Consider the following 21,471-nt stretch of genomic DNA (forward strand, 5'->3'; position numbering starts at 1 on the left):
AGCCGCTACACTGAAAAGTTTTAAGCTGGGCAAACTTCAGCCGGTTGCAACTTGCTTTGCGTTGCGAAACAGGTTTAATGAGCGTTTTGCGCCATTTCCGGCCCATCGTTTTGCCTTACAAGGATGCCCACCATGCTTCTGCCCCGTACGCTGCTGGCCGTTTTGTGTTCCCTGACGTTTTCCACGCAGGCCGCACCGGCAAGCGATCTGCCGCTGATGCCATGGCCACAGCAGGTGACGCAGCCCGCTGGCGGTGGCGCGTTTACCCTGACGCCGCAATTTTCGCTGCACATCACCGGCGATCACCTGGAAGGGGCCGAAGCGCGCTGGCGCGCCCGCATTGCGCGGCAAACCGGCTGGGCGCTGCTGCCCGCCAGCCCGGCCAGCGATCGTCCCGCCATTCAGGTCCGGATTGCCGACGCGGTCGATCCGCTACCGCAACCGGACAGCGACGAAAGCTACCGTCTGGAGGTCAGCAGCAGTGGCGTACTGCTGCAGGCACCTACCCGTTTTGGCGCGATGCGCGGCATGGAAACCCTGCTGCAGCTGATCGCCAACACTGCCAGCGGCACGCAAATTCCCTTTGTCACCATCGACGATCGGCCGCGCTTCCCGTGGCGCGGCGTGCTGATCGACCCGGTGCGCCACTTCCTGCCGCTGGAAACCCTTAAGCGGCAGATTGATGGTATCGCCGCGGCGCGCATGAACGTGTTTCACTGGCACCTGACCGACGATCAGGGATGGCGCTTTGCTTCCAGTCACTATCCGCAGCTGCAGCAGCAGGCCAGTGATGGCCTGTTCTACAGCCAGCAGCAAATGCGCGAGCTGGTGCACTATGCCACTCAGCGCGGCGTGCGCGTGGTGCCGGAAATCGATCTGCCCGGCCATGCTTCCGCCCTGGCCGTAGCGATGCCGGAGCTGATGAGCGCGCCGGGGCCGTATGCCATGGAGCGCGGCTGGGGGGTGTTTAAACCCTTGCTCGATCCCAGCAATGAAGCGGTGTTTCGCTTTATCGACACGCTGATCGGCGAAGTCGCGGCGATCTTTCCCGATCCCTACATTCACATCGGCGGGGATGAAGTCGATCCCAGTCAGTGGAGCGCCTCACCGAAGATTCAACAGTTTATGCGTGACCACGGCCTGCAAGACGCCCATGCGCTGCAGGCGTGGTTCAACCAGCGGGTTGAGAAGATTCTCGCCGCGCATCAGCGGCGCATGCTTGGCTGGGATGAGGTGTACCATCCCGACCTGCCGAAAAATATTGTGATTCAGTCGTGGCAGGGGCAGGACGCGCTGAGCGAAGTGGTAAAGCAGGGGTATCGCGGCATTCTTTCCACCGGTTTTTATCTCGACCAGCCGCAGAGCGCCGCGTATCACTATCGCAACGAGCTCTGGCCGCAGGGGCTGAACGGCGTCGATCAACTGCGCGCCGACGATCAGGCGCAAAGCTGGCAGTTCACTATGCCGCGTCTGAAAGGCAGCGCGGTGCAGGGCAGTTTCACCCTGATTGAGGGCAAAAACGGCTGGCGCGGTTTTATCGATTTCAGCGGCAAGGCGCGACGCCAGGTCAGCGACATTCGCTGGCTATCACCGACGCAGCTGACCTTCAGCGTCGACAGCTGGATGGGGCCGTTTCAGCCGGTGGTGACGCTGACGCGTGACAACCTGACCGGCTACGTGCTGGTGGGCAACGTGCGCTATCCGACCACAGGCAGCAGGCTGGCGCAGATACCGGCCGGTATTGCTCCGGTACTGCCCACGCCCGCTCAGCTGCAGCGTGATTTGCTGGGCGGTGAAGCGGCGCTGTGGGCGGAGAACGTGAATAGCCGGGTGATTGATACACGGCTGTGGCCGCGCGCCTTTGTGGTGGCGGAGCGGCTGTGGTCGGCGCAGGATGTGACCGACAGCGAGAATATGTACCAGCGGCTCAGCGCGATTGATCGCTGGGGGACGGTGTCGGTCGGCCTGCAGCAGCATCAGCAGGCCGAGGTGCAGATGATGCGGCTGGCCAACAGCAGCGATATCACTCCGCTGCGCGTGCTGGCGGAAGTGCTGGAACCCGCGCAGTATTACACCCGCCAGCACCTGAAGTTTCAGGCCGGGCATTATGACTATTTTGAGCCGCTGAACCGGCTGGCGGACGTGTTGCCAGCCGAGAGCGAGCCGGTGCGGCTGCTGGATAAGCAGGTGGATGCGCTGATTGCTAATCGCGGCGATCACGCTGCCGCCAGCGCCCTGCGCCTTCAGCTGCAGCGCTGGCAGCGCAACAGCGATGCGGTGATGCCGCTGGTGCTGGGCAATTATCAGCTGAAAGCACTGCAGCCGCAGGTGCGCCAGGTCGCAGAGCTGAGCCGGATGGGGCTGGATCTGGTGAACGCGCTGGAGCGCAACCAGGCCTACGGTGCAGGCGAGGTGGCGCAGATGCACGCCCAGCTGGATGCGGCGGCGCAGGTGCAGGATGAAACGGTGCTGGCGCTGGTGCGACCACTGGAGAAACTGCTGCGATCGTCGAGATAGGGAAGATCGGAAGTCACGAACTATGCAGGGTCGTCATTGATGACGACCAGGCGATCTCGCCAGGTGCGCACGGATACGCCCCCTGCATGCTGGGTGATTGATGACCGCTAAATCAGCGACGTACCGCGATGGCTTCGATCTCAATCTTCACGTCTTTCGGCAGACGCGCCACTTCCACGCAGGAGCGCGCCGGGAAGCTGGCCTGATGCTCGGTGAAAAACGCTTCATAGGTGGCGTTGACCGTGGCGAAATCGTTCAGGTCTTTGACGAACACGGTGGTCTTCACAATGTCGCCCACCTGCAGGCCAGCGGCCAGCACAATCGCCTTCACATTCTCCAGCGACTGACGCGCCTGCGCGGCGATGTCGTCCGGAACCGCACCGGTGGCCGGATCGACCGGGATCTGGCCGGAGGTGATGATCATGCTGCCGAGATCCACGCCCTGGACGTACGGGCCAATCGCTGCCGGGGCTTTTTCAGTACTGATTTCGCGAGACATTGTTTCTCCTTAGGCATGCGCGGCGAACCCTTGCCCGCCGCGAAAATGTTCGCCCCATTATAGGGAGGAAACGGGCGATTACCAGTGACCGAGCACCACGTGGCGCGCGAACTCTTTCTCGCAGTATTTACACTTCAGGTGCACATCGTCGTCACGCTGTTTCACCGCAAAGCTGGAGAACACCGGCTCGCTGCGGCTGATGCAGTTGCCGTTGGGGCAGGTCAGCACGCGCTCGATGCGTTCCGGCAGCGTCGGTGCGATCTTCGCCACCACTTCATACTCATCAATGCGATTCACCGTGGCGTGCGGCGCGTACACCGCCAGCTGATTGATCTGATCATCAGTCAGAAAAGTATTTTCGATTTTGATCAGATCCTTACGCCCCATCTCGCCCGACGGCAGATTAAGGCCGATGGTGATGCGCTGATCGGTTTCGGTGAGGCGGAACAGTGACAGTAGCTTAAAGCCGACCTGCGCCGGAATATGGTCGATCACCGTGCCGCGTTTGATGGCTTCAACCTGCAGTTTGTTATCGTGGGTCATCGTTCTGCTCCTTACAGTGCCAGTTCGCTATTCAGTACCAGCGCCAGCAGGGCCTGGCGGGCATAGATGCCGTTGCCGGCCTGCTGGAAATACCAGGCGTGCGGCGTGCTGTCGACATCGGTGGTGATCTCATCAATGCGCGGCAACGGATGCAGCACCTTCATGTTATCGCGCGCACCGGCCAGGTCGGCTGCCCGCAGGATGAACTGCGCTTTCACGTTGGCATACTCTGAGGGATCGAGACGCTCTTTCTGTACGCGCGTCATGTAGAGAATATCCAGCTGCGGCATCACTTCTTCGATGCTGTCGTGGCGCGACCAGGCAATGTTCTGTTCATCCAGCATATCGGTGATGTAGGACGGCATCGCCAGCGCATCCGGTGCGATGAAGTAGAAGCGGTTGCCGCTGAACTTCGCCAGCGCCTGGGTCAGCGAATGCACGGTGCGGCCATATTTCAGGTCGCCGACCATCGCCACGTTGAGGTTATCGAGGCGGCTCTGGGTTTCCCGGATGGTGAACAGATCGAGCAGCGTCTGCGTCGGATGCTGGTTGGCGCCGTCACCGGCGTTAAGGATCGGCACGCCGCCCGAGAACTCCGTGGCCAGCCGCGCCGCCCCTTCCTGCGGATGGCGCATCACGATGGCATCCACATAGGTGCCAATCACCGAGATGGTATCGGCGAGGGTTTCCCCTTTCTTGCCCAGCGAGGTGTTGCTGCCGTCGGCAAATCCCACCACCGACGCGCCCAGCCGGTGCATCGCGGTTTCAAATGACAGGCGGGTGCGCGTTGAGGCCTCAAAGAAGCAGCTGGCGATAACGTTGTGTTTCAGCAGCTCCGGCTGCGGATGGGCTTTCAGCTGGGCGGCGGTATGCAGCACCAGCTCCAGCTCATCGCGGTTGAGGTCGTTGATGGAAATAATGTGCTTGCGATATAGCGGGTTGGCCATAGCTCTCTCCTCTGCGCTGCCGGATTGCGGACAAAAAAAAGCCCCTTTACAGGGGCTTTCTGGCGATCGATGAATGACGGAAAGAAACAGGTGCGCCGCCTGCATTCAGGCGTACGGGAGCGGCAAATTGTGCGCTGCGCTGTTGCATGTTTCCTCCGGCAAATTGTGGCGCATTATACGCATTCACTGAGCCGCATCAAGCAGAAATCACGCGCGAGGTAAACGTTTGCGCCGCGCAGGCTTAGCGCTGACTCAGCGTCGCCACCATCACCGCTTTAATGGTGTGCATGCGATTTTCCGCCTGGTCAAACACCACGCTATGGTCGGATTCAAACACCTCGTTGCTGACTTCCATGCCGTCGTGCAGACCATACTGTTCGGCCATCTGCCGTCCGAGCGTGGTTTGGTCATCATGAAACGCGGGCAGGCAGTGCAGGAATTTCACCTGCGGATTGCCGGTCAGCGCCAGCATCGCGCTGTTAACCTGATAAGGACGCAGCAGGGCGATGCGCTCTTCCCACACCGATTTCGCTTCGCCCATTGATACCCAGACGTCGGTATAGATGAAATCAGCACCCTGCACGCCTTCGGCAATCTCTTCTGTCAGGGTAATTTTGCCGCCGGTGTGCTGTGCTGCCGCGCGGCACTGCGCCACCAGCTCCTCTTCTGGCCAGCAGCCTTTCGGTGCCACCAGCCGCAGATCCAGCCCCACCAGCGCCGCCGCTTCCAGCATGCTGTTGCCCATGTTGTTGCGCGCATCGCCAACGTACACCAGCGTCATCTCGCTCAGCGCTTTGCCCGGCAGATGCTCCTGCATGGTCAGCAGGTCAGCCAGCAGCTGCGTCGGATGGAACTCGGTGGTCAGGCCGTTCCACACCGGCACGCCGGCATATTCGGCCAGCGTCTCTACCAGCGCCTGACCGTAGCCGCGATACTGAATGCCGTCATACATGCGTCCCAGTACGCGCGCGGTGTCTTTCATCGACTCTTTATGGCCGATCTGGCTGCCGCTCGGGCCGAGATAGGTGACGTTAGCGCCCTGATCGTAGGCGGCAACTTCGAAAGAGCATCGGGTACGGGTCGAGTCTTTTTCGAAGATGAGCGCGATGTTTTTGCCTTTCAGGTACTGGGTTTCGCTGGCGTTTTTCTTTGCCTGTTTTAATTCACTGGCGAGTGATAACAGACCGGTGATTTCGGCTGGGGTGAAGTCCAGCAATCTCAGGAAATGTCTCGAATACAGCTGACTCATACTGCGCTCCGCATTACATCAATAATGAATTAAAATTCAATCTAACCGTATGAATATGCATTTTCAACCCCAGCGCTAAGAAACTTTCTGTTTTGTGTAGTGGCGCGCGAGGCAGTGTGGGAAAATAATTGCATTCACTGCCACTATTTTGAGGACACGCCCATGGCATACGAAGCATTGCTGGAAGAACAGCGCGAAGAGACGCGCCTGATCATTGAAGAGTTGCTGGAAGACGGCAGCGATCCGGATGCGCTTTACACCATCGAGCATCATCTCTCCTGCAACAACTTCGACTCGCTGGAGAAAGCCGCGGTTGACGCTTTCAAGCTGGGCTATGAAGTCACCGAGCCGGAAGAGCTGGAGCTGGAAGACGGTAGCACCGTGATGTGCGTCGACATCCTGAGCGAATCGGCGCTGAAGCCGGAACTGATTGACGCGCAGGTCGAGCAGCTGGTGAATCTGGTCGGGAAATACAACGTCGATTACGACGGCTGGGGCACTTACTTTGAAGATCCGGATGCCGAAGATGAAGACGATGGCGAAGAGATCGACGACGAAGACGATGACGGTGTGCGTCACTAAGCCCTGACGGGCGGCACATGCCGCCCGGTAATTTTCCTGCCAGCAAAGAACCTCTGATGAATTACGCTTCGCTATTAGACCCCATTCACCAGTTTTTACAGTGCCGCACGCCGCAGGCGTGGATTGATGAAGCGCGCAAGCCGGAAAATCTCACGCTGCTGCTTACCGATCACATGGTATGCGAGTTGAAAGCGGCGCAGACCGCAGTGTGGCTGATCCGCAAATACGTCGCGGATAAACCCAGTGGTGACGCGATCCTGGCGTGGCTGCAGCCGTACGAAGATTTTATTTTCGGTGAGAATCACGACAGCGATTTTATCAATGCCCACAAGAATCTCAGCAAAAGCATTATTGTGCGTAATGAACTGCCGTGGGCTGATGAGATGGTGGAAAAGATGGTGCTGCTGATCAAAGAGGAGCTGCACCACTTTTATCAGGTGTGGGAAATCATGCAGGCGCGCGGTTTGCCCTATCGCAAGATCACCGCCAGCCGCTACGCCAAAGGGCTGCTGCGTGAAGTGACCACCCATGAACCGGATACGCTGGTGGATAAACTGATTTGCGGGGCGTATATCGAAGCGCGTTCCTGCGAGCGCTTCGCCAGCCTGGCGCCGTACCTGGATGCGCAGCTGGAGAAGTTTTACATCTCACTGCTGCGTTCCGAAGCGCGCCACTATCAGGATTACCTGACGCTGGCGGCACAGATTTCACCGAAGGATATCGCACCGCGCGTGCGGGCGATTGGGGCAGCGGAAGCGCGCTTGATCAGCGAACCGGACACTGAGCTGCGCTTTCACAGCGGCGTGCCGGCGTTTTGATTTGGTGCGCGCGGCGAAACTTCCTGACCCAGCCTTCAGGCGTTGTCTTACTACCCTCTTTAGCTTCGCATACCTTCTGTGTAAAGACGCAGGGGGTAGTAATTAAGCAGTGAGTCATTAAGGGCTTATAAATACCATGGAAGCAGGAATGAATTTGCCCGATCAGATCTTCGCGGCGCGCTGATGGCCCCAGGTCAGGTAGTAGACATCATAAAAATCCACTTCTCCTTTCTGCTGCATCAGGCGATCGATGCCGCTGCGCACGCGCTCGGGCGTGCCCGGATTCTCCAGGATCTTGTCCAGCGCCTGCTGTGAGACCGGCTGCACGTAATACCACTCGCCGTTATAGCACACGCGCAAATCCAGCGTATCGATGTCCTCGAAGCGGTATTTCGGGTTGATGTCCAGCAACATCAGAAAACTCATCACCAGCACGAACACCGTGGCGAACCAGAAGGCCGGCCAGCCGAGCATCTCAGTCGAGAAAATCAGCGCCACGCACAGGCCGTAGCACAGGTACATCACGCCCCACAGCCCCGGATGGGTTTTCAGGAAGTTAAAGCTGAAACGCGGCAGATTATCGCGCCGCTCCTCGCGGTTGAGCGTGTCGATTTCATCGATCAGAATTTGTTTAATCGCGTCCATTATTCACCTCTGAATATCACTGCCTGCCAGTAAACCACATAACAGTGAAGGGCGGCAGAGACAGATCAGAGGTGTTTTTTTATAACAGTTTTCCGCAACGCATCAGCTCACCTGCCCGACAATCTGCAGATTGGCATCGTCCGGCACCTCGTTATACGACAGCACATTCAGCCCGCTGGCGAACAGCCGGGCGTAGCGCGCAATCAGCGGCCGCAGCTGCGGCGTCACCAGCAGCACCTGCGTCAGGTTCTGCGCTTTCAGCTGCTCCATCATCACCGGCAGCGTGCTCTGCAGCTGGGTGAGAATGTTAGGGTCGACCGGGAAGCTGTCCAGCGCCACTTTGCCGCCCTGCTGCGCCTGATTGAGCGCTGCCAGCAGCAGGTTTTCCAGGCTGTTATCCAGCGTATAGGCCGACAGCGGTTTGTTGTCCGGCGCAATCGCCGCCACCATGGCGCGGCGCAGCGCATAACGCACGTCGGAGGTCAGCAGGATCGGATCTTTAGTGATCGCCACGCTCTCCAGCAGCGTGGTGGCAATGGTGGTGATGTCCTTGAGCGATACCTGATCGTTGAGCAGCAGACGATACACCTTGAGCTGCAGACTGTAGTTCACCGCGGCGTTGAGATCCTCTGACAGCTTCGGCGCCACGCTCGCCAGCCGCTGATGCAGCTGAGTAATATCATCGTAGTTGAACAGCTCTGGCAGGTTTTCGCGCACCACTTTGTTGACGTGCGTGGCCACCACGCTGGCGCAGTCGACTACCTGATAACCCAGATTCAGCGCTTTGGCTTTCTGCTCTGGCAGGATCCAGGTCACCGCCATACCGTACGCGGGATCGGTATCCAGCAGGCCGTCGATCTCACCGTACTGATCCGGCGTCGGCAGCGCCATCAGGCGGTCGGCGTGCACTTCGCCCACGGCAGTGCGGACGCCGTTGATCTTAATCGCGTACTGCGACGGCTTTAAGTGGAAATCTTCACGCAGGGCGATCTCCGGCAGCAGCACGCCGCTGGTTTCCGACACCACCTGGCGCACGCCGCGCATACGCTGGGTCAGCGGCGCGCCTTTGCCTTTGTCCACCAGCGTGACCAGCTTGTAGCCCAGGTTAAGGCCGATGGGCTCGACCAGCGGAATATTGTCCCAGCTGATGGTCGGCTGTTCCTCCGGCTGCGCCAGCGCCTGATTGATCGCCTCCATGTCGACATGGCTTTGCGTCGGCTTCTGCACCACGCGGCTCTGGCGCCACGCGGCGAACAGCAGCAGGGCGGTGAAGACGAGGAACACCATGTGCGGCATGCCCGGCACAATCGCCAGCACAAACATCACGCCCGCAGCGGTATACAGCGTGGCCGGTTTCGCCAGCAGCTGCGACTTCACTTCCTCGCCCATGTCAGCGCCGTCGCTGATACGCGTCACGATGATCGCCGCCGCCGTCGACAGCAGCAGCGACGGAATCTGCGCCACCAGACCGTCACCGATGGTCAGCAGCACATACTGTTCGAACGCCTGGCCGGCCGGTAAACCGTGTTTGAACACGCCGATCAGGATGCCGCCCAGCACGTTGATCAGCAGGATCATGATGCCGGCGACGGCGTCACCGCGCACAAACTTGGAGGCACCGTCCATCGCGCCGTAGAAGTCCGCTTCGTTGGCCACATCCTGACGCCGCACCCGCGCCTGTTCCTGATTGATCAGCCCGGCGTTGAGATCGGCGTCGATCGCCATCTATTTGCCCGGCAGCGCGTCGAGGGTAAAGCGCGCCGATACTTCAGAAATACGCTCGGCCCCTTTGGTCACCACCACAAAGTTGATGATCATCAGGATGACGAACACCACGAAGCCGACCACAAAGTTGCCACCGATCACCACGTTACCGAAGGCTTCAATCACCTTACCGGCTGCGCCCGCGCCGTCATGACCGTTCAGCAGCACCACGCGCGTCGAGGCGACGTTGAGCGTCAGACGCATCAGCGTGGTAACCAGCAGAATGGTCGGGAAGATGGAGAAATCCAGCGGGCGTTTACTGTTCACGCTCGCCAGCAGCACCATAATCGCCAGCACGATGTTGAAGGTGAACAGCACGTCCAGCACGATCGGCGGCAGCGGCAGAATCACCATCGCCAGTACGCACAGCAGCAGCACCGGCACGCCGATGTGCGCCTGGCGCAAAAGCTGGCTGAACTGGCGCGGTTTAAGTTGGCTCATGAGCTTTCATTACCTCGTTCAGGTTCGGCAGCTGGGTATCCAGCCGCGGTTTCTCGCCCTCGCCGTTACGCCACGCCTGCAGCTGCATGACATAGGTCAGCACCTGGGCTATCGGGCGGAACAGGCTGGCAGGAATCTGTTGGTTGACGCGGGTACTGTGGTAAACCGCGCGCGCCAGTGGGGGAAACTCCACCACATCGACCTTGTGTTTACCCGCCACGCTGCGGATATACAGCGCCACGTCATCGACGCCTTTCGCCACGATATAGGGCGCCGGCGCTTTTTTCGGGTCATACTTCAGCGCCACAGCAAAGTGGGTCGGGTTAGTGATCACCACGTCGGCCTGCGGCACCTGCTTATTAATCTGCCCCAGCGCCATCTGACGCTGCAGGCTGCGAATACGTCCTTTTACCTGCGGGTTGCCTTCGTTGTTTTTATGCTCATCGCGCACCTCTTTTTTGGTCATCTTCATCTTTTTGGTGAAGAAGAATTTGGTCAGCGGCACGTCGACCAGCGCAAACAGCGCGATGGTCAGCACGAACAGGCGCATCATCGATTCATACAGCCCGAGCCCCTGGGTGATGGCATCGCGCAGAAACAGGCCCTGCAGGTTCATCATCTCCACCAGGTTGCCTTTGATGGTGCTCCACAGCAGCGCCAGCAGCACCAGACATTTGGCGATCATCTTCAGCACGTCGACGTAGTGCTGCATCGAGAACATGCGTTTCGCACCGCTGATTGGGTTGAGCTTTTTCAGGTCCGGTTTGATGCGCGTCGGCACGAAAATCCAGCCGCCCGGCACCAGCGTGGAGACGGCTGCCGCGAACGGGATGGGGATCAGCGTGGCGATAAACTTCAGGATGATGAGCACCTGCGTCAGCATGAACTGGTGCAGCGCGCCGTCATCGTGGATGCGGTCCGCCATCTGGCGCACCGCGATAAACGACGCCTGAATCAGCTCACGGTAATAAGGGAAAAATATGCCGAGCATGATCAGCGCCATGATCAGGCTCACCGCCAGATTTACCTCTTTGGAGCGCGGAATATCGCCCTTTTTGCGCGCCTTGCTCAGCTTGCCCGCGCTGGGTTTTTCGCTCTTATCGCCGCTGCCGGACATCAGTTATTCCTCATCAATCAACGGTTACGCAGGGTGCAGATTAATGCGCGCCGCGCCGGGCGGTCGCCATTAATGGCGACCCTACAGCGTACGTGCCTGTCGGCGTGCGCACCGTGTTGCGCCGGGCGGTCGCCATTAATGGCGACCCTACAGCGTGCGTGCATGTCGGCGTGCTCCCCGTAGGGTGCGCATTGATGCGCACCGTGCTGCGCCGGGCGGTCGCCATTAATGGCGACCCTACAGCATGCGTGCCTGTCGGCGTGCGCACCGTGTTGCGCCGGGCGGTCGCCATTAATGACGACCCTACAGCATGCGCGCCTGCCAGCATGCTCCCCGTAGGGTGCGCATTGATGCGCACCCGCGTTCATCGCATCTTCTCCAGCATCGCCAGCACCTGGTTGGTGAGCTCCAGGTAGTGGCTGCCGACGTTGCCGATCAGCAGCGTGAAGCAGAACAGGCCAAACAGCATGCTTATCGGGAAGCCCAGCGCGAACAGGTTGAGCGTCGGCGACACGCGGTTGAGCAGGCCGAACACGCCCTGCACCAGCATCATGATCACCACCGTTGGCATCGCCAGCAGCAGCGCGCCGCTGAAGATCCAGCCGACGCCGCCGGTCAGGGTGCGCAGCGAAACCTCATTGATCGCCTGGCCAATCGGCCAGTAGCTGAAGCCGGTGTAGAGAATGGTCAGCAGCAGCAGATGACCGTCCATGCTGAAGAACAGCAGGCCAGCCCAGATATAAATGATTTGTGAGATCACCATGGTCGAACTGCCGCTGGCGGGATCGTTCATCACCGCCATACCCAGCCCCATGTTCATCGACAGGATGTTGCCGGCGGTTTGCAGCGCCCAGAACGTCCACCACAGCATCTGGCCAAATAGCAGACCCCACAGCAGCTGCTCGCCAGTGAGCAGCAGGCTCTGCACCGACATCAGCCCGTTCAGCACCACGTTGTGCGTCAGCATCGGCGTCATCACGATGCTGAGCAGCAGCGCGAGGCCGATTTTGGCTTTGCGCGTAAAAGCGCGGTTATCCAGCAGCGGGCAGAAGTGCAGAAAGGCGAGGATGCGCACAAACGGCAGCCACAGCGCAAACAGCGGCTGGATCAGGTCGTTGATGGCGATCCCCATCGTCAGCCGACCAGCTGCGCGGCCTGCTGAAAGATCAGCTGGGTAAAATCAATCAGCTGCGTCAGCATCCATTTACCGGCAAACACCAGCACCAGCAGCGTCATGATCAGGCGCGGCAAAAAGCTCAGCGTCTGCTCGTTAATCTGCGTGGTGGCCTGGAAAATACTCACCAGCAGGCCGGTGAGCAGGCTGGGAATGATCGCGACCGCGGAGATCAGCAGCACCAGCTTCAGACCCTGCGCCAGGATGTCACCGGCGACGTCGATGCTCATCATAAGCCTAGCCCCTGCACGCTTTGCGTCAGCGTGCCGACAATCAGCGACCAGCCGTCGCACAGCACAAACAGAATCAGTTTGAACGGCAGCGACACAATCAGCGGCGACAGCATCATCATGCCCATCGCCATCAGAATGCTGGCGACGATCAGGTCGATCACCAGGAACGGAATGTAGATCATGAAGCCGATCTTAAACGCGGTTTTCAGCTCGCTCAGCACGAAGGCGGGCGCAATGATGGTGAGATCCTGCGCTTCCGGTTCGCCGCTGGCGTTGGCGATGGTCATGATCTGTGCCAGCGAGGTGCTGTGCGTCTGCGATAGCATAAACTTCTTCAGCGGCACCTGGCCGGTGGTCAACGCCTGCTTCAGGCTGATCTCATCGTTCTGATACGGCACCACCGCGTTGTCGTAAACATTCAGCCACACCGGGCGCATCACCAGCAGCGTCAGCACCAGCGCAATACCGGTCAGTACCTTGTTCGGCGGGCTCTGCTGCAGGCCAATTGCCTGACGCAGCAGCGCCAGCACGATGATAAAGCGGGTAAAGCAGGTCATCATCAGCAGCATGATCGGCAGCAGGCCAAGCAGCGTCATCAGAATCAGGATTTCAACTTTCACGCTGTAATCCTGGCTGCCGTTAGCGCCAGGCACCGCAGAAAACAGCGGCAGTCCCTGCTGTTCCGCCAGCGCCAGTGACGGCACCAGCAGCAGGCCAGCCAGTGCCAGGCCGCCTGTTAACCCACCGGATAGGCGCTTCATGATTAACCCGCCAGTTCGCTGAGGTCGCTGTTGTTGAACTCAATCAGGCGCAGGCCGTATTTGTCGTTCAGCACCACCACTTCGGCTTTACCAAACAGGATGCCGTTGACTTTGACGTCCAGCGGCTCGCCGGCCAGCTTGTCCAGTTCGATCACCGAGTCGTTGCCCACGCCAATCAAATCGGCAAGGGAAATCTCCACCGACGCCACTTCCAGCGTCAGGGTGACCGGAATGCGGCTAAACAGCGCCAGGTTACGCGGCGCATCGCGCGTGACCGCCGGTGCCGCGTCGGCGACCTCGGTCGCAGGCTGGTTTTCCAGGGAGAAATCAAGGTCCAGCGCATCGGCTAAATCGTTTAAATCGCTCATATTATTCACTCGTACGGTCACTGAATTCGGAGAAAAAGAGTTTGCCGCGCTCTTCGCAGATCACGGCGCTGAATAGCGGCTGATCGCCGACCAGCAACGGAATGCGATCGTTCATGGCGAAGGTCAGCACATCGTTGGGTTTCAGGCGCGCCAGGTCGGCGACGGTCAGCGGCAGCGTGGCCAGACGCCCGCGCAGGCGTACCGGCAGCTGTTTGAAACTGTGTGCGCCGCTGGTCAGCGGGGCGCTGCGGCTGGCATCCGCGGGCTGGCGCAGGCTGCTGAGCAGGCGGTCAACGTGCGCGGCATCCAGCAGCAGCGAGAAATTGCCGTTGCTGTAACCGTCGAGGAAGAAATCGACGCGATAGGACCACTGGGTCAATAGCGAAGCCGGGTCGGGTTTTATCGTCAGCGGTTCGCCGAACAGCTCGTCGCCACAAATTAAATGCAGCAGCTCGCTGGCCAGTTTATTTTGCAGTCGCTCTTCGGTTTTGGTGACGGGAAAATTATCCGCCACCATCTCATGCTGATCGTCACGCGATAAGCCGTAATAATCGTGCAGAATATTCAGCAGCAGCGTGCGATCGAGGCGAAAGGCCAGATTGCCCAGCTCGGTACTGAATATCGTGGCCTGCTTAACTGCACAGTCCATCTGAAATTGCATATCGCGCAGGCTGACATCGACGCGAAACTTCTTCAGGAAATAGATGCTCAGTTTGGCATCTAAGCGATCGCTGTTGTCTTTAAATACTTTCGGCACCTTATGATAAGGCCGCCCCAGCTTATTGACTTCCAGCTTCATCAGCTCTGGCTGATTGTCTGGCGTGTAAATTCGTACCCGATTTGATTTCGTACGCATAATGATGCTTTCGCCTGTCAGGACTCAATTTATCAATTCATTGTTGAATGTCATCCCGTGCAAGAAATTTCCCGTTTAAGCTTCGTTGCATTTCACTGCATCAAACCGTTTAGGAATCTTCTAACTAAATTGGCCGGAATGTTTTCTCTGGCGCAAATTAAAGCTTTTTGCGCACATTAAAACAAGGCGCTTAAATTTATTAATCTATTAATTTAAACCGGTGAAAAACATTAATTAAATTTGTCAACTGTATGATTTTAATAGATTAATGTTTTAATACTGTCAAGCCGCTAGCTAAGAATTGTCTTATGCGTATACTCAGCGCACATCACAGGCGGAAGCAACATTTTGACACCCTCATCCGGCGCAACTTAGGCCGATTCTTAATAGCGAAGTGTCTGGCTTTCACCTTAAACCACCGCATAACTCTAAATGCGTAATAAGACAGGTCTTTCACAAAATAAAGACTGTGTGCTTAAAGGTCTCCAGGATACTTTCAATATGAATATGGTTGATACGATGCAGAAGAATCAGGATGAACGCTTTATTGCCCAGGCAGAATCGAGTGTAAATCTGTTCGCACTGGCGCAGCGTGTAGCAAAATTCAACGTGCCGGTGTTAATCACCGGTGAAACCGGTACCGGCAAAGAGTGTGTGGCAAAATACATTCATCAGCAGGCCTTTGGCGAGGCGGCACCTTATGTCGGCGTCAATTGCGCGGCGATTCCGGAAAATATGCTGGAAGCCATTCTCTTCGGTTACGAAAAAGGCGCATTTACCGGCGCGGTCTCCAGCCAGCCAGGCAAATTTGAGCTGGCGAACGGCGGCACCTTATTACTGGATGAAATTGGTGATATGCCGCTGGCGCTGCAGGTGAAATTACTGCGTGTGCTGCAGGAGCAGGAAGTTGAGCGCCTCGGCAGCCATAAAAAGATTCCGCTCGATATTCGTTTAATTGCCTCGACCAATAAAGATCTGGAAGTGGAGATCGCCGAAGGGCGTTTCCGTCAGGACCTGTTTTACCGCCTGGCGGTGGTGCCGATGCACATTGCGCCGCTGCGCGAGCGCACCGCCGATATCCTGCCGCTGGCCGAACGCTTCATCGAAAAATATCAGGGCTTTGTTAAGCATCGTCCGCGCATTACTGAATGCGGGCGCCGTGCGCTGCAGAGTTATGCCTGGCCGGGTAACGTGCGTGAGCTGGAAAACATTATGCAGCGCGGCCTGATCATGTGCGCCGACGGCGACCTGCACGCCGGCTGCTTCAATCTGAAAAGCCATACCACGCTGCTGCCGGAAGTGATGCTGCCGCAGGTGGACGCCGCCAACGCTGACGAGAGCCAAATCAAGAGCCACGGGCGTCGCGCAGAGTCGCAGTACATTCTTGACCTTTTGAAACGACACCAGGGAAACAAATCCAAAACCGCCGAGTTTCTTGGCATCACTCCACGCGCGCTGCGCTATCGACTGGCATCGATGCGCGAGCAGGGCTTTGACCTCGGCTGCGCCTCCTGAAGAGAACACTGCAATGATAGACAAACTTCCCGCCATCGGCGTGCAGGGGCAGATGCTGGCCGAGATGCAGCGGATGCAGATGCAGGCGCAGAGCCCGGCGATTGCCCCCGCGCAACAGCAGGCTTCACTCAGCACGCCGGACTTCTCCGATGTGCTGGACGGCGCCATTAATCACGTCGATCGCCAGCAGCATGTGGCGTCGCAAAAGCAAAAAGCCATTGATATGGGCCTGAGCGATGACCTGAGCGGCGCGATGATTGAGAGCCAGAAAGCGAGCGTGGCGTTCTCCGCGCTGATGCAGGTGCGCAACAAGCTGCAGCAAGGCTTCGATGAAGTCATCAGCAGTCCACTTTAAGGGGTAACGCGTGTTAGCGAAATTACAGGCGCTGTGGCCGGAAAACCCGACCGCCGTGGCAAAAAAGTGGCTGCTGCCGGCAGCGATTGCGGCGGTGATTACCGCGGTGATCGTCGCGCTGCTGTGGCAGAGCAACAACCAATGGACCGCGCTGTTCGGCTCGCAGGAGAACCTGCCGATGGCCGATGTGGTGGAAACCCTGAGCGGTGAAGGGCTGAGCTATCGCGTGGCACCGGACAGCGGTCTGGTGCTGGTGCGCGAAGGCGATCTGCCGCAGGCGCGCATGGCGCTGGCGGCGAAAGGCATCCGCGCGCAGTCGCCGGGCGGCTACGAGCTGATGGATAAAGAGGAGATGCTCGGCAGCAGCCAGTTCATTCAGAACGTGCGCTTGCGCCGCAGCATGGAAGGCGAGCTGGCGCAGAGCATCATGGCGCTCGACAGCATCGACTACGCCCGCGTGCACCTTGGCATCAGCGAAACCAGCTCCTTTGTACTCTCCAATAAACCCAACAGTACGGCCTCCGTGGTGCTGCGCCTCAAATACGGCCGCCAGCTGAGCGATGAGCAGGTCGGCGCGATTGTCAGCCTGGTGGCGAGCAGCGTGCCGGGCATGCAGCCGGAGCAGGTCAGCGTGGTCGATCAACAGGGTGCGCTGCTGTCCGCCAACATTGCCGACCAGCTGAAAGGGCGTCCGGGGCTGCGCAGCAGCGGTGAGCTGGTACAGCAGATGCGTGAACAGGTGGAGCGAAATATCGCCAACCTGCTGGTGCCGGTGCTGGGGCGCGAGAACTTCCGCGTCAGCGTGGTACCGCGCGTCGACTTCAGCCAGATCGAAGAGACGCAGGAGCGCTACATCAACGAACCGCGCATGACCAGTGAACAGCTGGCGCAGGACAACACCACCGAGCAGCTGGCGGTCGGCATTCCGGGCTCGCTCAGCAACCGGCCGGCCAACGCGCCGCCGCAGAACAACGCGCAGCCGCAGATGTCGACGCGCAATCAGGCGCAGCGCCAGTTCAGCTGGGATCGCGATGTACGTCATATCAAACATCAGGGCTTTGCCGTGCAGAAGCTCACCGTGGCGGTGGTGCTGAACCAGAACGCGGCGGCCGTGCAGGGCTGGACCGGCGACAATCAGGCGCAAATCAACACGCTGCTGACCAAAGCCGCCGGCATTGACAGCCAGCGCGGCGACGAACTGAGTCTCGCGCTGCTGGCCTTTACGCAACCGGCCGAGGTACAGCCGGACGTGCTGGCGTGGTGGGAGCGTGACAGCACGCTGCTGTGGGCGGAGCGCGGCGGCATCGGCCTGCTGGCGCTGCTGGTGATTCTGTTTGGTCTGCTGCCAATGATGCGCCGCGTGGCGCGCCAGCCGCAGGAGGCTGAGCCGCTTGCTGAGACGCTGCCGGTACTGGCAGAAGCGCCAGCTGAAGGGGAAGAAGACGCGCCAGCGCTGCCGGGCACCAGCTTCGGCACCGACGATAATTTACCGCCGCAGGGCTCCGGCCTCGAAACCAAAATCAACTACCTCCAGACGCTGGCGCAAAGCGAAACCGATCGCGTAGCCGAAGTGTTGAAACAATGGATCAGCAGCAATGAGCGAAGCAGCAGAAAGTAAAACCAGCAAAAGCAGCGACTCCAGCAAGGTGCGCTCACGCCTCGAACAGGCTGCCATCGTGCTGCTGAGCATTGGCGAAGAGGCGGCGGCACAGGTGATGAGCAAGATGAGCCGGGAAGAGGTGCTGCGCCTGTCGGAAACCATGGCGCGCCTGCACGGTGTCAAGCTGACGCACGCCCGCCTGGCGATGAACAACTTTTTTCAGGAGTACCGCGAGCAGAGCGGCATCAACGGCGCTTCGCGCAGCTACCTGCGCAATATTCTCGAGCGCGCGCTGGGCGGCGAAATTGCCCGCAGCGTGATCAACGGCATCTACGGCGACGAGATCCGTCACCGCATGGCGCGCCTGCAGTGGGTCGATACGCCGCAGCTGGCGGCGATGATTGCTCAGGAGCATCTGCAATTGCAGGCGGTATTCCTCGCCTTCCTGCCGCCGGACGTCGCCGCAGGCGTGCTGGCACAGCTTGATGAATCACGCCAGGACGAAATTCTGTACCGCGTGGCGCGCCTCGACGACATCAACCGTGACGTGGTTGATGAGCTGGACCGCTTGATCGATCGCGGCGTGGCGGTGCTGTCCGAACACGGCTCCAAAGTGCAGGGCATCCGCCAGGCGGCCAACATCGTCAACCGCATCAGCGGCAACCAGCAGTCGCTGCTGGCGCAGCTGGAGATGCGCGATGAGACGGTGGTCGATGAGCTGAAAAGCGAGATGTACGAATTCTTTATCCTCAGCCGTCAGAACACGGCCGTGCTGCAGCGTCTGCTGGAAGAGGTGCCTATGGAGCAGTGGGCGGTGGCGCTGAAGGGCACCGAACCGGTGCTGCGTCAGGCGGTTTACGACGCGATGCCGCGCCGTCAGGTGCAGCTGTTGCAGAACACCACCTCGCGTCTGGGCCCGGTGCCGATCAGCCGCATCGAACAGGTGCGCAAAGAGATCATGACGCGGGTGCGCGAACTGGCCGAAGGCGGCGAGATCCAGATTCAGCTGTTTAGCGAACAGACGGTGGAGTAAGCGATGAGCACACAGATGCGTTTGCATCAGTTTCCGCCGCTGCGCAAAGCCTGGCAGCGCGTGGAAGAGAGCGGCGAACCGGCCGATGCCGCCACGCTGCAGCAGCAGCTGATGGACGGTTTTCAGCAGGGCATCAGCGACGGTTTCGCCCAGGGACTGGAGCAGGGCAAAAGCCAGGGCTATCAGGAAGGGGTGGAGCAGGGGCGCAGCGCGGGCCAGCAGCAGGGATTCGACGCCGGTAAGCAGCAGGCGCGCGAACATTTTCTCGCGGCGGCGGCACCGCTGGATGCGCTGAGCGCGCAGCTGCAACAGCAGCTGGACGAGCACGAGCAGCGCCGCAAGAGCGAGCTGCTGGCGCTGGTGGAGAAGGTGACGCGTCAGGTGATCCGCGTGGAACTGGCGTTGCAGCCGTCACAGCTGCTGGCGCTGGTGGATGAAGCGCTGAGTACGCTACCGGAGCTGCCGAAACAGCTGCGCGTGTTGATGAATGCCGAAGAGTTCAGCCGCATCAAAGAGCTGGAGCCGGAGAAAGTACAGAGCTGGGGCCTGTGCGCCGACAGCGAGCTGGAGCCCGGCGAGTGCCGCATTGTCACCGACGCCAGCGAGATGGATATCGGCTGTAACCAGCGCCTGAGCCAGTGCATGAGCGTACTGCAGGAGAATCTGTAGGGCTGGAGCGGTTTGCTGCCCTCACCCGCCAGCACGCCCCCGACAGCACGCACCCGACAGCCCCCTCTCCCGCCTGCGGGAGAGGGCCGGGGTGAGGGCCGGTGCGGTTTGCTGCCCTCACCCTAACCCTCTCCCACAGGGAGAGGGGATAAATCCGCTCCGGGGCGAGGGGAAAGCACGCACAGACAGCTCCCTCTCCCGCCTGCGGGAGAGGGCCGGGGTGAGGGGAAGCGCGCACAGACAGCCCCCTCTCCCGCCTGCGGGAGAGGGCTGGGGTGAGGGCTGGTGCGGTTTGCTGCCCTCACCCTAACCCTCTCCCATGGGGAGAGGGGATAAATCCGCTCCGGGGCGAGGGGAAGCATGCACCCGACAGCTCCCTCTCCCGCCTGCGGGAGAGGGTTGGGGTGAGGGGCAGCGCGCACCATCCTCAAAACCAACCATAACGGTGGAGTCACATGACACAGTCCTTCAACAATCTGCTGCAGTCGCTCGACAACATCCCGCTGGCGCGCGTCGCCGGACGGCTGGTGCGCGTCAACGGCATCCTGCTGGAAAGCGTGGGCTGCCCGCTGGCGGTCGGGCAGCGCTGCAGCATTGAACAGGCCGACGGCACGCTGCTCGCCGCGCAGGTGGTGGGCTTTGATCGTGACGTCACCTGGCTGATGCCGTTCAAAAGCCCGGAAGGACTGATGGCCGGTGCGCGGGTTTTTCCACTGGAAAAACAGAGTGACATTCACGTCGGCGCCAGCTGGCTGGGGCGGGTGGTCAACGGCCTCGGCGAGCCGATCGACGGCAAAGGCCGGCTCGGCGGTGAAGCGGTGCTGCCGGCACAGCCGGTGCAGATCCACCCGCTAACGCGCAAAGCGGTGGCGGAACCGCTCGACGTTGGCGTCAATGCCATCAACGGCCTGCTGACGATCGGCAAAGGCCAGCGCGTCGGGCTGATGGCCGGTTCCGGCGTCGGTAAAAGCGTGCTGCTCGGCATGATCACCCGCAGCACCAATGCGCAGGTGGTGATCGTCGGGCTGATCGGTGAACGCGGACGCGAAGTGAAAGAGTTTATCGATCACTCCCTCGGCGCGGCCGGCATGGCGAAATCGATTGTGGTCGCTGCACCCGCCGATGAATCACCGCTGATGCGTATCAAAGCCACTGAACTATGCCACACGCTGGCGGCGTGGTATCGCGACGCCGGTTACGACGTGCTGCTGCTGGTGGACTCGCTGACGCGTTACGCCATGGCGCAGCGCGAAATCGCGCTGTCGCTCGGCGAGCCGCCCGCCACCAAAGGCTATCCGCCGTCCGCGTTCGGCATCATTCCAAAGCTGGTGGAAAGCGCCGGCAACAGCGATTCCAGCGGCAGCATGACCGCTATCTATACCGTGCTGGCCGAGGGCGATGACCAGCAGGATCCGATTGTGGACTGCGCGCGCGCGGTGCTTGACGGCCACATTGTGCTGACGCGCCAGCTGGCGGAGTCCGGCCATTATCCGGCCATCGATATCGGCCAGAGCATCAGCCGTTGCATGAGCCAGGTGACCGGCAAAGCGCACCAGCAGGCGGCGCGCACCCTCAAGCAGCTGTACGCCGAATATATGGCGATCAAACCGTTGCTGCCGCTGGGCGGCTACGTCGCGGGCGTTGATGCGCAGGCGGATCGGGCGGTGCGCCTGCAGCCAGCCATAACCAGTTTTCTGTGTCAGACGGTCGACCAACCGGCTAGCCTGGCGCAATCCATTGATGACTTACTGGCGCTGAGCCAGGCATAGGTAACCGTATGATCAG

The 21,471-nt window shown here is 59.8% G+C and carries 20 protein-coding genes and 1 pseudogene; 9 read left to right on the forward strand and 12 right to left on the reverse strand.

All coding sequences use genetic code 11. The features are described 5' to 3' along the window. Positions 1 to 132 precede the first annotated feature (132 nt). On the forward strand, positions 133 to 2,517 hold the full coding sequence (locus OXR61_RS07405) for a family 20 glycosylhydrolase (RefSeq protein WP_021507681.1): 2,385 nt from the start codon (positions 133 to 135) through the stop codon (positions 2,515 to 2,517). A gap of 112 nt (positions 2,518 to 2,629) precedes the next feature. Here OXR61_RS07405 and ridA read toward each other — a convergent pair whose 3' ends face one another. The 4 genes from ridA to argF form a co-directional block, all read right to left on the reverse strand. Continuing rightward, positions 2,630 to 3,016 carry a 2-iminobutanoate/2-iminopropanoate deaminase gene (gene ridA, locus OXR61_RS07410; RefSeq protein WP_010615965.1) on the reverse strand — a complete coding sequence of 129 codons (387 nt, stop codon included), beginning with the start codon at positions 3,014 to 3,016 and terminating at the stop codon, positions 2,630 to 2,632. Positions 3,017 to 3,094: 78 nt separating this feature from the next. Then, positions 3,095 to 3,559 carry an aspartate carbamoyltransferase regulatory subunit gene (gene pyrI, locus OXR61_RS07415; RefSeq protein ID WP_010615964.1) on the reverse strand — a complete coding sequence of 155 codons (465 nt, stop codon included), beginning with the start codon at positions 3,557 to 3,559 and terminating at the stop codon, positions 3,095 to 3,097. 11 nt (positions 3,560 to 3,570) lie between these two features. Then, the gene (pyrB, locus tag OXR61_RS07420) at positions 3,571 to 4,506 is read right to left on the reverse strand and encodes an aspartate carbamoyltransferase (protein WP_021507680.1); all 936 of its coding nucleotides are present in this window, start codon (positions 4,504 to 4,506) and stop codon (positions 3,571 to 3,573) included. A 241-nt stretch (positions 4,507 to 4,747) separates the two neighbouring features. Beyond that, the gene (gene argF / locus OXR61_RS07425) at positions 4,748 to 5,755 is read right to left on the reverse strand and encodes an ornithine carbamoyltransferase (RefSeq protein WP_021507679.1); all 1,008 of its coding nucleotides are present in this window, start codon (positions 5,753 to 5,755) and stop codon (positions 4,748 to 4,750) included. Between the two features lie 162 nt (positions 5,756 to 5,917). Here argF and rraB point away from each other — a divergent pair, with 162 nt between their 5' ends. Both rraB and miaE read left to right on the forward strand, forming a co-directional pair. After that, positions 5,918 to 6,337, forward strand: coding sequence for a ribonuclease E inhibitor RraB (rraB, locus tag OXR61_RS07430; RefSeq protein WP_010615961.1), 420 nt, complete (start codon positions 5,918 to 5,920; stop codon positions 6,335 to 6,337). Between the two features lie 56 nt (positions 6,338 to 6,393). Continuing rightward, on the forward strand, positions 6,394 to 7,155 hold the full coding sequence (gene miaE / locus OXR61_RS07435) for a tRNA isopentenyl-2-thiomethyl-A-37 hydroxylase MiaE (RefSeq protein WP_031279729.1): 762 nt from the start codon (positions 6,394 to 6,396) through the stop codon (positions 7,153 to 7,155). Positions 7,156 to 7,317: 162 nt separating this feature from the next. Here miaE and OXR61_RS07440 read toward each other — a convergent pair whose 3' ends face one another. The 8 genes and pseudogenes from OXR61_RS07440 to OXR61_RS07475 form a co-directional block, all read right to left on the reverse strand. Next, positions 7,318 to 7,800, reverse strand: a complete 483-nt coding sequence (locus tag OXR61_RS07440; protein ID WP_021507677.1) for a YlaC family protein — start codon at positions 7,798 to 7,800, stop codon at positions 7,318 to 7,320. Positions 7,801 to 7,902: 102 nt separating this feature from the next. Then, a pseudogene (locus OXR61_RS07445) lies at positions 7,903 to 10,005 on the reverse strand (flagellar biosynthesis protein FlhA). Next, positions 9,992 to 11,125: a flagellar biosynthesis protein FlhB gene (gene flhB / locus OXR61_RS07450; RefSeq protein WP_166711493.1), complete on the reverse strand. Its 1,134-nt coding sequence runs from the start codon at positions 11,123 to 11,125 to the stop codon at positions 9,992 to 9,994. The pseudogene OXR61_RS07445 and the gene flhB overlap by 14 nt, the downstream one beginning before the upstream one ends. A gap of 361 nt (positions 11,126 to 11,486) precedes the next feature. Continuing rightward, on the reverse strand, positions 11,487 to 12,254 hold the full coding sequence (gene fliR, locus OXR61_RS07455) for a flagellar biosynthetic protein FliR (RefSeq protein WP_267411611.1): 768 nt from the start codon (positions 12,252 to 12,254) through the stop codon (positions 11,487 to 11,489). A 2-nt stretch (positions 12,255 to 12,256) separates the two neighbouring features. Continuing rightward, positions 12,257 to 12,529 (reverse strand): flagellar biosynthesis protein FliQ, encoded by a 273-nt coding sequence (gene fliQ / locus OXR61_RS07460; protein ID WP_166711352.1) that lies wholly within the window; start codon positions 12,527 to 12,529, stop codon positions 12,257 to 12,259. Continuing rightward, positions 12,526 to 13,290, reverse strand: coding sequence for a flagellar type III secretion system pore protein FliP (fliP, locus tag OXR61_RS07465; RefSeq protein WP_166711350.1), 765 nt, complete (start codon positions 13,288 to 13,290; stop codon positions 12,526 to 12,528). The genes fliQ and fliP overlap by 4 nt, the downstream gene beginning before the upstream one ends. Before the next feature lie 2 nt (positions 13,291 to 13,292). Further along, positions 13,293 to 13,658, reverse strand: a complete 366-nt coding sequence (fliN, locus tag OXR61_RS07470; protein ID WP_166711348.1) for a flagellar motor switch protein FliN — start codon at positions 13,656 to 13,658, stop codon at positions 13,293 to 13,295. Between the two features lies 1 nt (position 13,659). Continuing rightward, positions 13,660 to 14,514, reverse strand: a complete 855-nt coding sequence (locus tag OXR61_RS07475) for a FliM/FliN family flagellar motor switch protein (protein ID WP_211075195.1) — start codon at positions 14,512 to 14,514, stop codon at positions 13,660 to 13,662. A 501-nt stretch (positions 14,515 to 15,015) separates the two neighbouring features. Here OXR61_RS07475 and OXR61_RS07480 point away from each other — a divergent pair. From OXR61_RS07480 to fliI, 6 genes are all read left to right on the forward strand, one after another. After that, entirely contained in the window at positions 15,016 to 16,029 is a 1,014-nt protein-coding gene (locus OXR61_RS07480; RefSeq protein ID WP_166711346.1) for a sigma-54 dependent transcriptional regulator, read from the forward strand. Between the two features lie 13 nt (positions 16,030 to 16,042). Beyond that, positions 16,043 to 16,384 (forward strand): flagellar hook-basal body complex protein FliE, encoded by a 342-nt coding sequence (locus OXR61_RS07485; protein WP_267411620.1) that lies wholly within the window; start codon positions 16,043 to 16,045, stop codon positions 16,382 to 16,384. A gap of 10 nt (positions 16,385 to 16,394) precedes the next feature. Further along, the gene (fliF, locus tag OXR61_RS07490) at positions 16,395 to 18,002 is read left to right on the forward strand and encodes a flagellar basal-body MS-ring/collar protein FliF (RefSeq protein ID WP_267411621.1); all 1,608 of its coding nucleotides are present in this window, start codon (positions 16,395 to 16,397) and stop codon (positions 18,000 to 18,002) included. Further along, complete coding sequence (locus tag OXR61_RS07495; protein ID WP_166711340.1) at positions 17,980 to 19,017, forward strand: flagellar motor switch protein FliG; 1,038 nt, start codon at positions 17,980 to 17,982, stop codon at positions 19,015 to 19,017. Before fliF ends, OXR61_RS07495 begins: the two co-directional genes overlap by 23 nt. 3 nt (positions 19,018 to 19,020) lie before the next feature. After that, positions 19,021 to 19,686, forward strand: a complete 666-nt coding sequence (gene fliH / locus OXR61_RS07500) for a flagellar assembly protein FliH (protein ID WP_166711338.1) — start codon at positions 19,021 to 19,023, stop codon at positions 19,684 to 19,686. Positions 19,687 to 20,141: 455 nt separating this feature from the next. Then, a complete protein-coding gene (gene fliI, locus OXR61_RS07505) occupies positions 20,142 to 21,455 on the forward strand; it encodes a flagellar protein export ATPase FliI (RefSeq protein ID WP_166711336.1) in 1,314 nt (437 codons plus the stop codon). Positions 21,456 to 21,471 lie beyond the last annotated feature (16 nt).

It is taken from the genome of Pantoea sp. GM_Pan_4, assembly GCF_026541005.1.
GTDB classification, from domain to species: domain Bacteria; phylum Pseudomonadota; class Gammaproteobacteria; order Enterobacterales; family Enterobacteriaceae; genus Pantoea; species Pantoea dispersa.

What these genes read in the sequence shown, in the direction of transcription:
- argF (WP_021507679.1), bottom strand. Translation starts at nt 5,755, where the DNA reads ATGAGTCAGCTGTATTCGAGACATTTCCTGAGATTGCTGGACTTCACC.
- pyrI (WP_010615964.1), bottom strand. Translation starts at nt 3,559, where the DNA reads ATGACCCACGATAACAAACTGCAGGTTGAAGCCATCAAACGCGGCACG.
- rraB (WP_010615961.1), top strand. Translation starts at nt 5,918, where the DNA reads ATGGCATACGAAGCATTGCTGGAAGAACAGCGCGAAGAGACGCGCCTG.
- fliN (WP_166711348.1), bottom strand. Translation starts at nt 13,658, where the DNA reads ATGAGCGATTTAAACGATTTAGCCGATGCGCTGGACCTTGATTTCTCC.
- fliP (WP_166711350.1), bottom strand. Translation starts at nt 13,290, where the DNA reads ATGAAGCGCCTATCCGGTGGGTTAACAGGCGGCCTGGCACTGGCTGGC.
- miaE (WP_031279729.1), top strand. Translation starts at nt 6,394, where the DNA reads ATGAATTACGCTTCGCTATTAGACCCCATTCACCAGTTTTTACAGTGC.
- OXR61_RS07405 (WP_021507681.1), top strand. Translation starts at nt 133, where the DNA reads ATGCTTCTGCCCCGTACGCTGCTGGCCGTTTTGTGTTCCCTGACGTTT.
- fliI (WP_166711336.1), top strand. Translation starts at nt 20,142, where the DNA reads ATGACACAGTCCTTCAACAATCTGCTGCAGTCGCTCGACAACATCCCG.
- fliR (WP_267411611.1), bottom strand. Translation starts at nt 12,254, where the DNA reads ATGGGGATCGCCATCAACGACCTGATCCAGCCGCTGTTTGCGCTGTGG.
- fliH (WP_166711338.1), top strand. Translation starts at nt 19,021, where the DNA reads ATGAGCACACAGATGCGTTTGCATCAGTTTCCGCCGCTGCGCAAAGCC.
- OXR61_RS07495 (WP_166711340.1), top strand. Translation starts at nt 17,980, where the DNA reads ATGAGCGAAGCAGCAGAAAGTAAAACCAGCAAAAGCAGCGACTCCAGC.
- OXR61_RS07485 (WP_267411620.1), top strand. Translation starts at nt 16,043, where the DNA reads ATGATAGACAAACTTCCCGCCATCGGCGTGCAGGGGCAGATGCTGGCC.
- fliQ (WP_166711352.1), bottom strand. Translation starts at nt 12,529, where the DNA reads ATGATGAGCATCGACGTCGCCGGTGACATCCTGGCGCAGGGTCTGAAG.
- OXR61_RS07440 (WP_021507677.1), bottom strand. Translation starts at nt 7,800, where the DNA reads ATGGACGCGATTAAACAAATTCTGATCGATGAAATCGACACGCTCAAC.
- OXR61_RS07480 (WP_166711346.1), top strand. Translation starts at nt 15,016, where the DNA reads ATGAATATGGTTGATACGATGCAGAAGAATCAGGATGAACGCTTTATT.
- pyrB (WP_021507680.1), bottom strand. Translation starts at nt 4,506, where the DNA reads ATGGCCAACCCGCTATATCGCAAGCACATTATTTCCATCAACGACCTC.
- ridA (WP_010615965.1), bottom strand. Translation starts at nt 3,016, where the DNA reads ATGTCTCGCGAAATCAGTACTGAAAAAGCCCCGGCAGCGATTGGCCCG.
- OXR61_RS07475 (WP_211075195.1), bottom strand. Translation starts at nt 14,514, where the DNA reads ATGCGTACGAAATCAAATCGGGTACGAATTTACACGCCAGACAATCAG.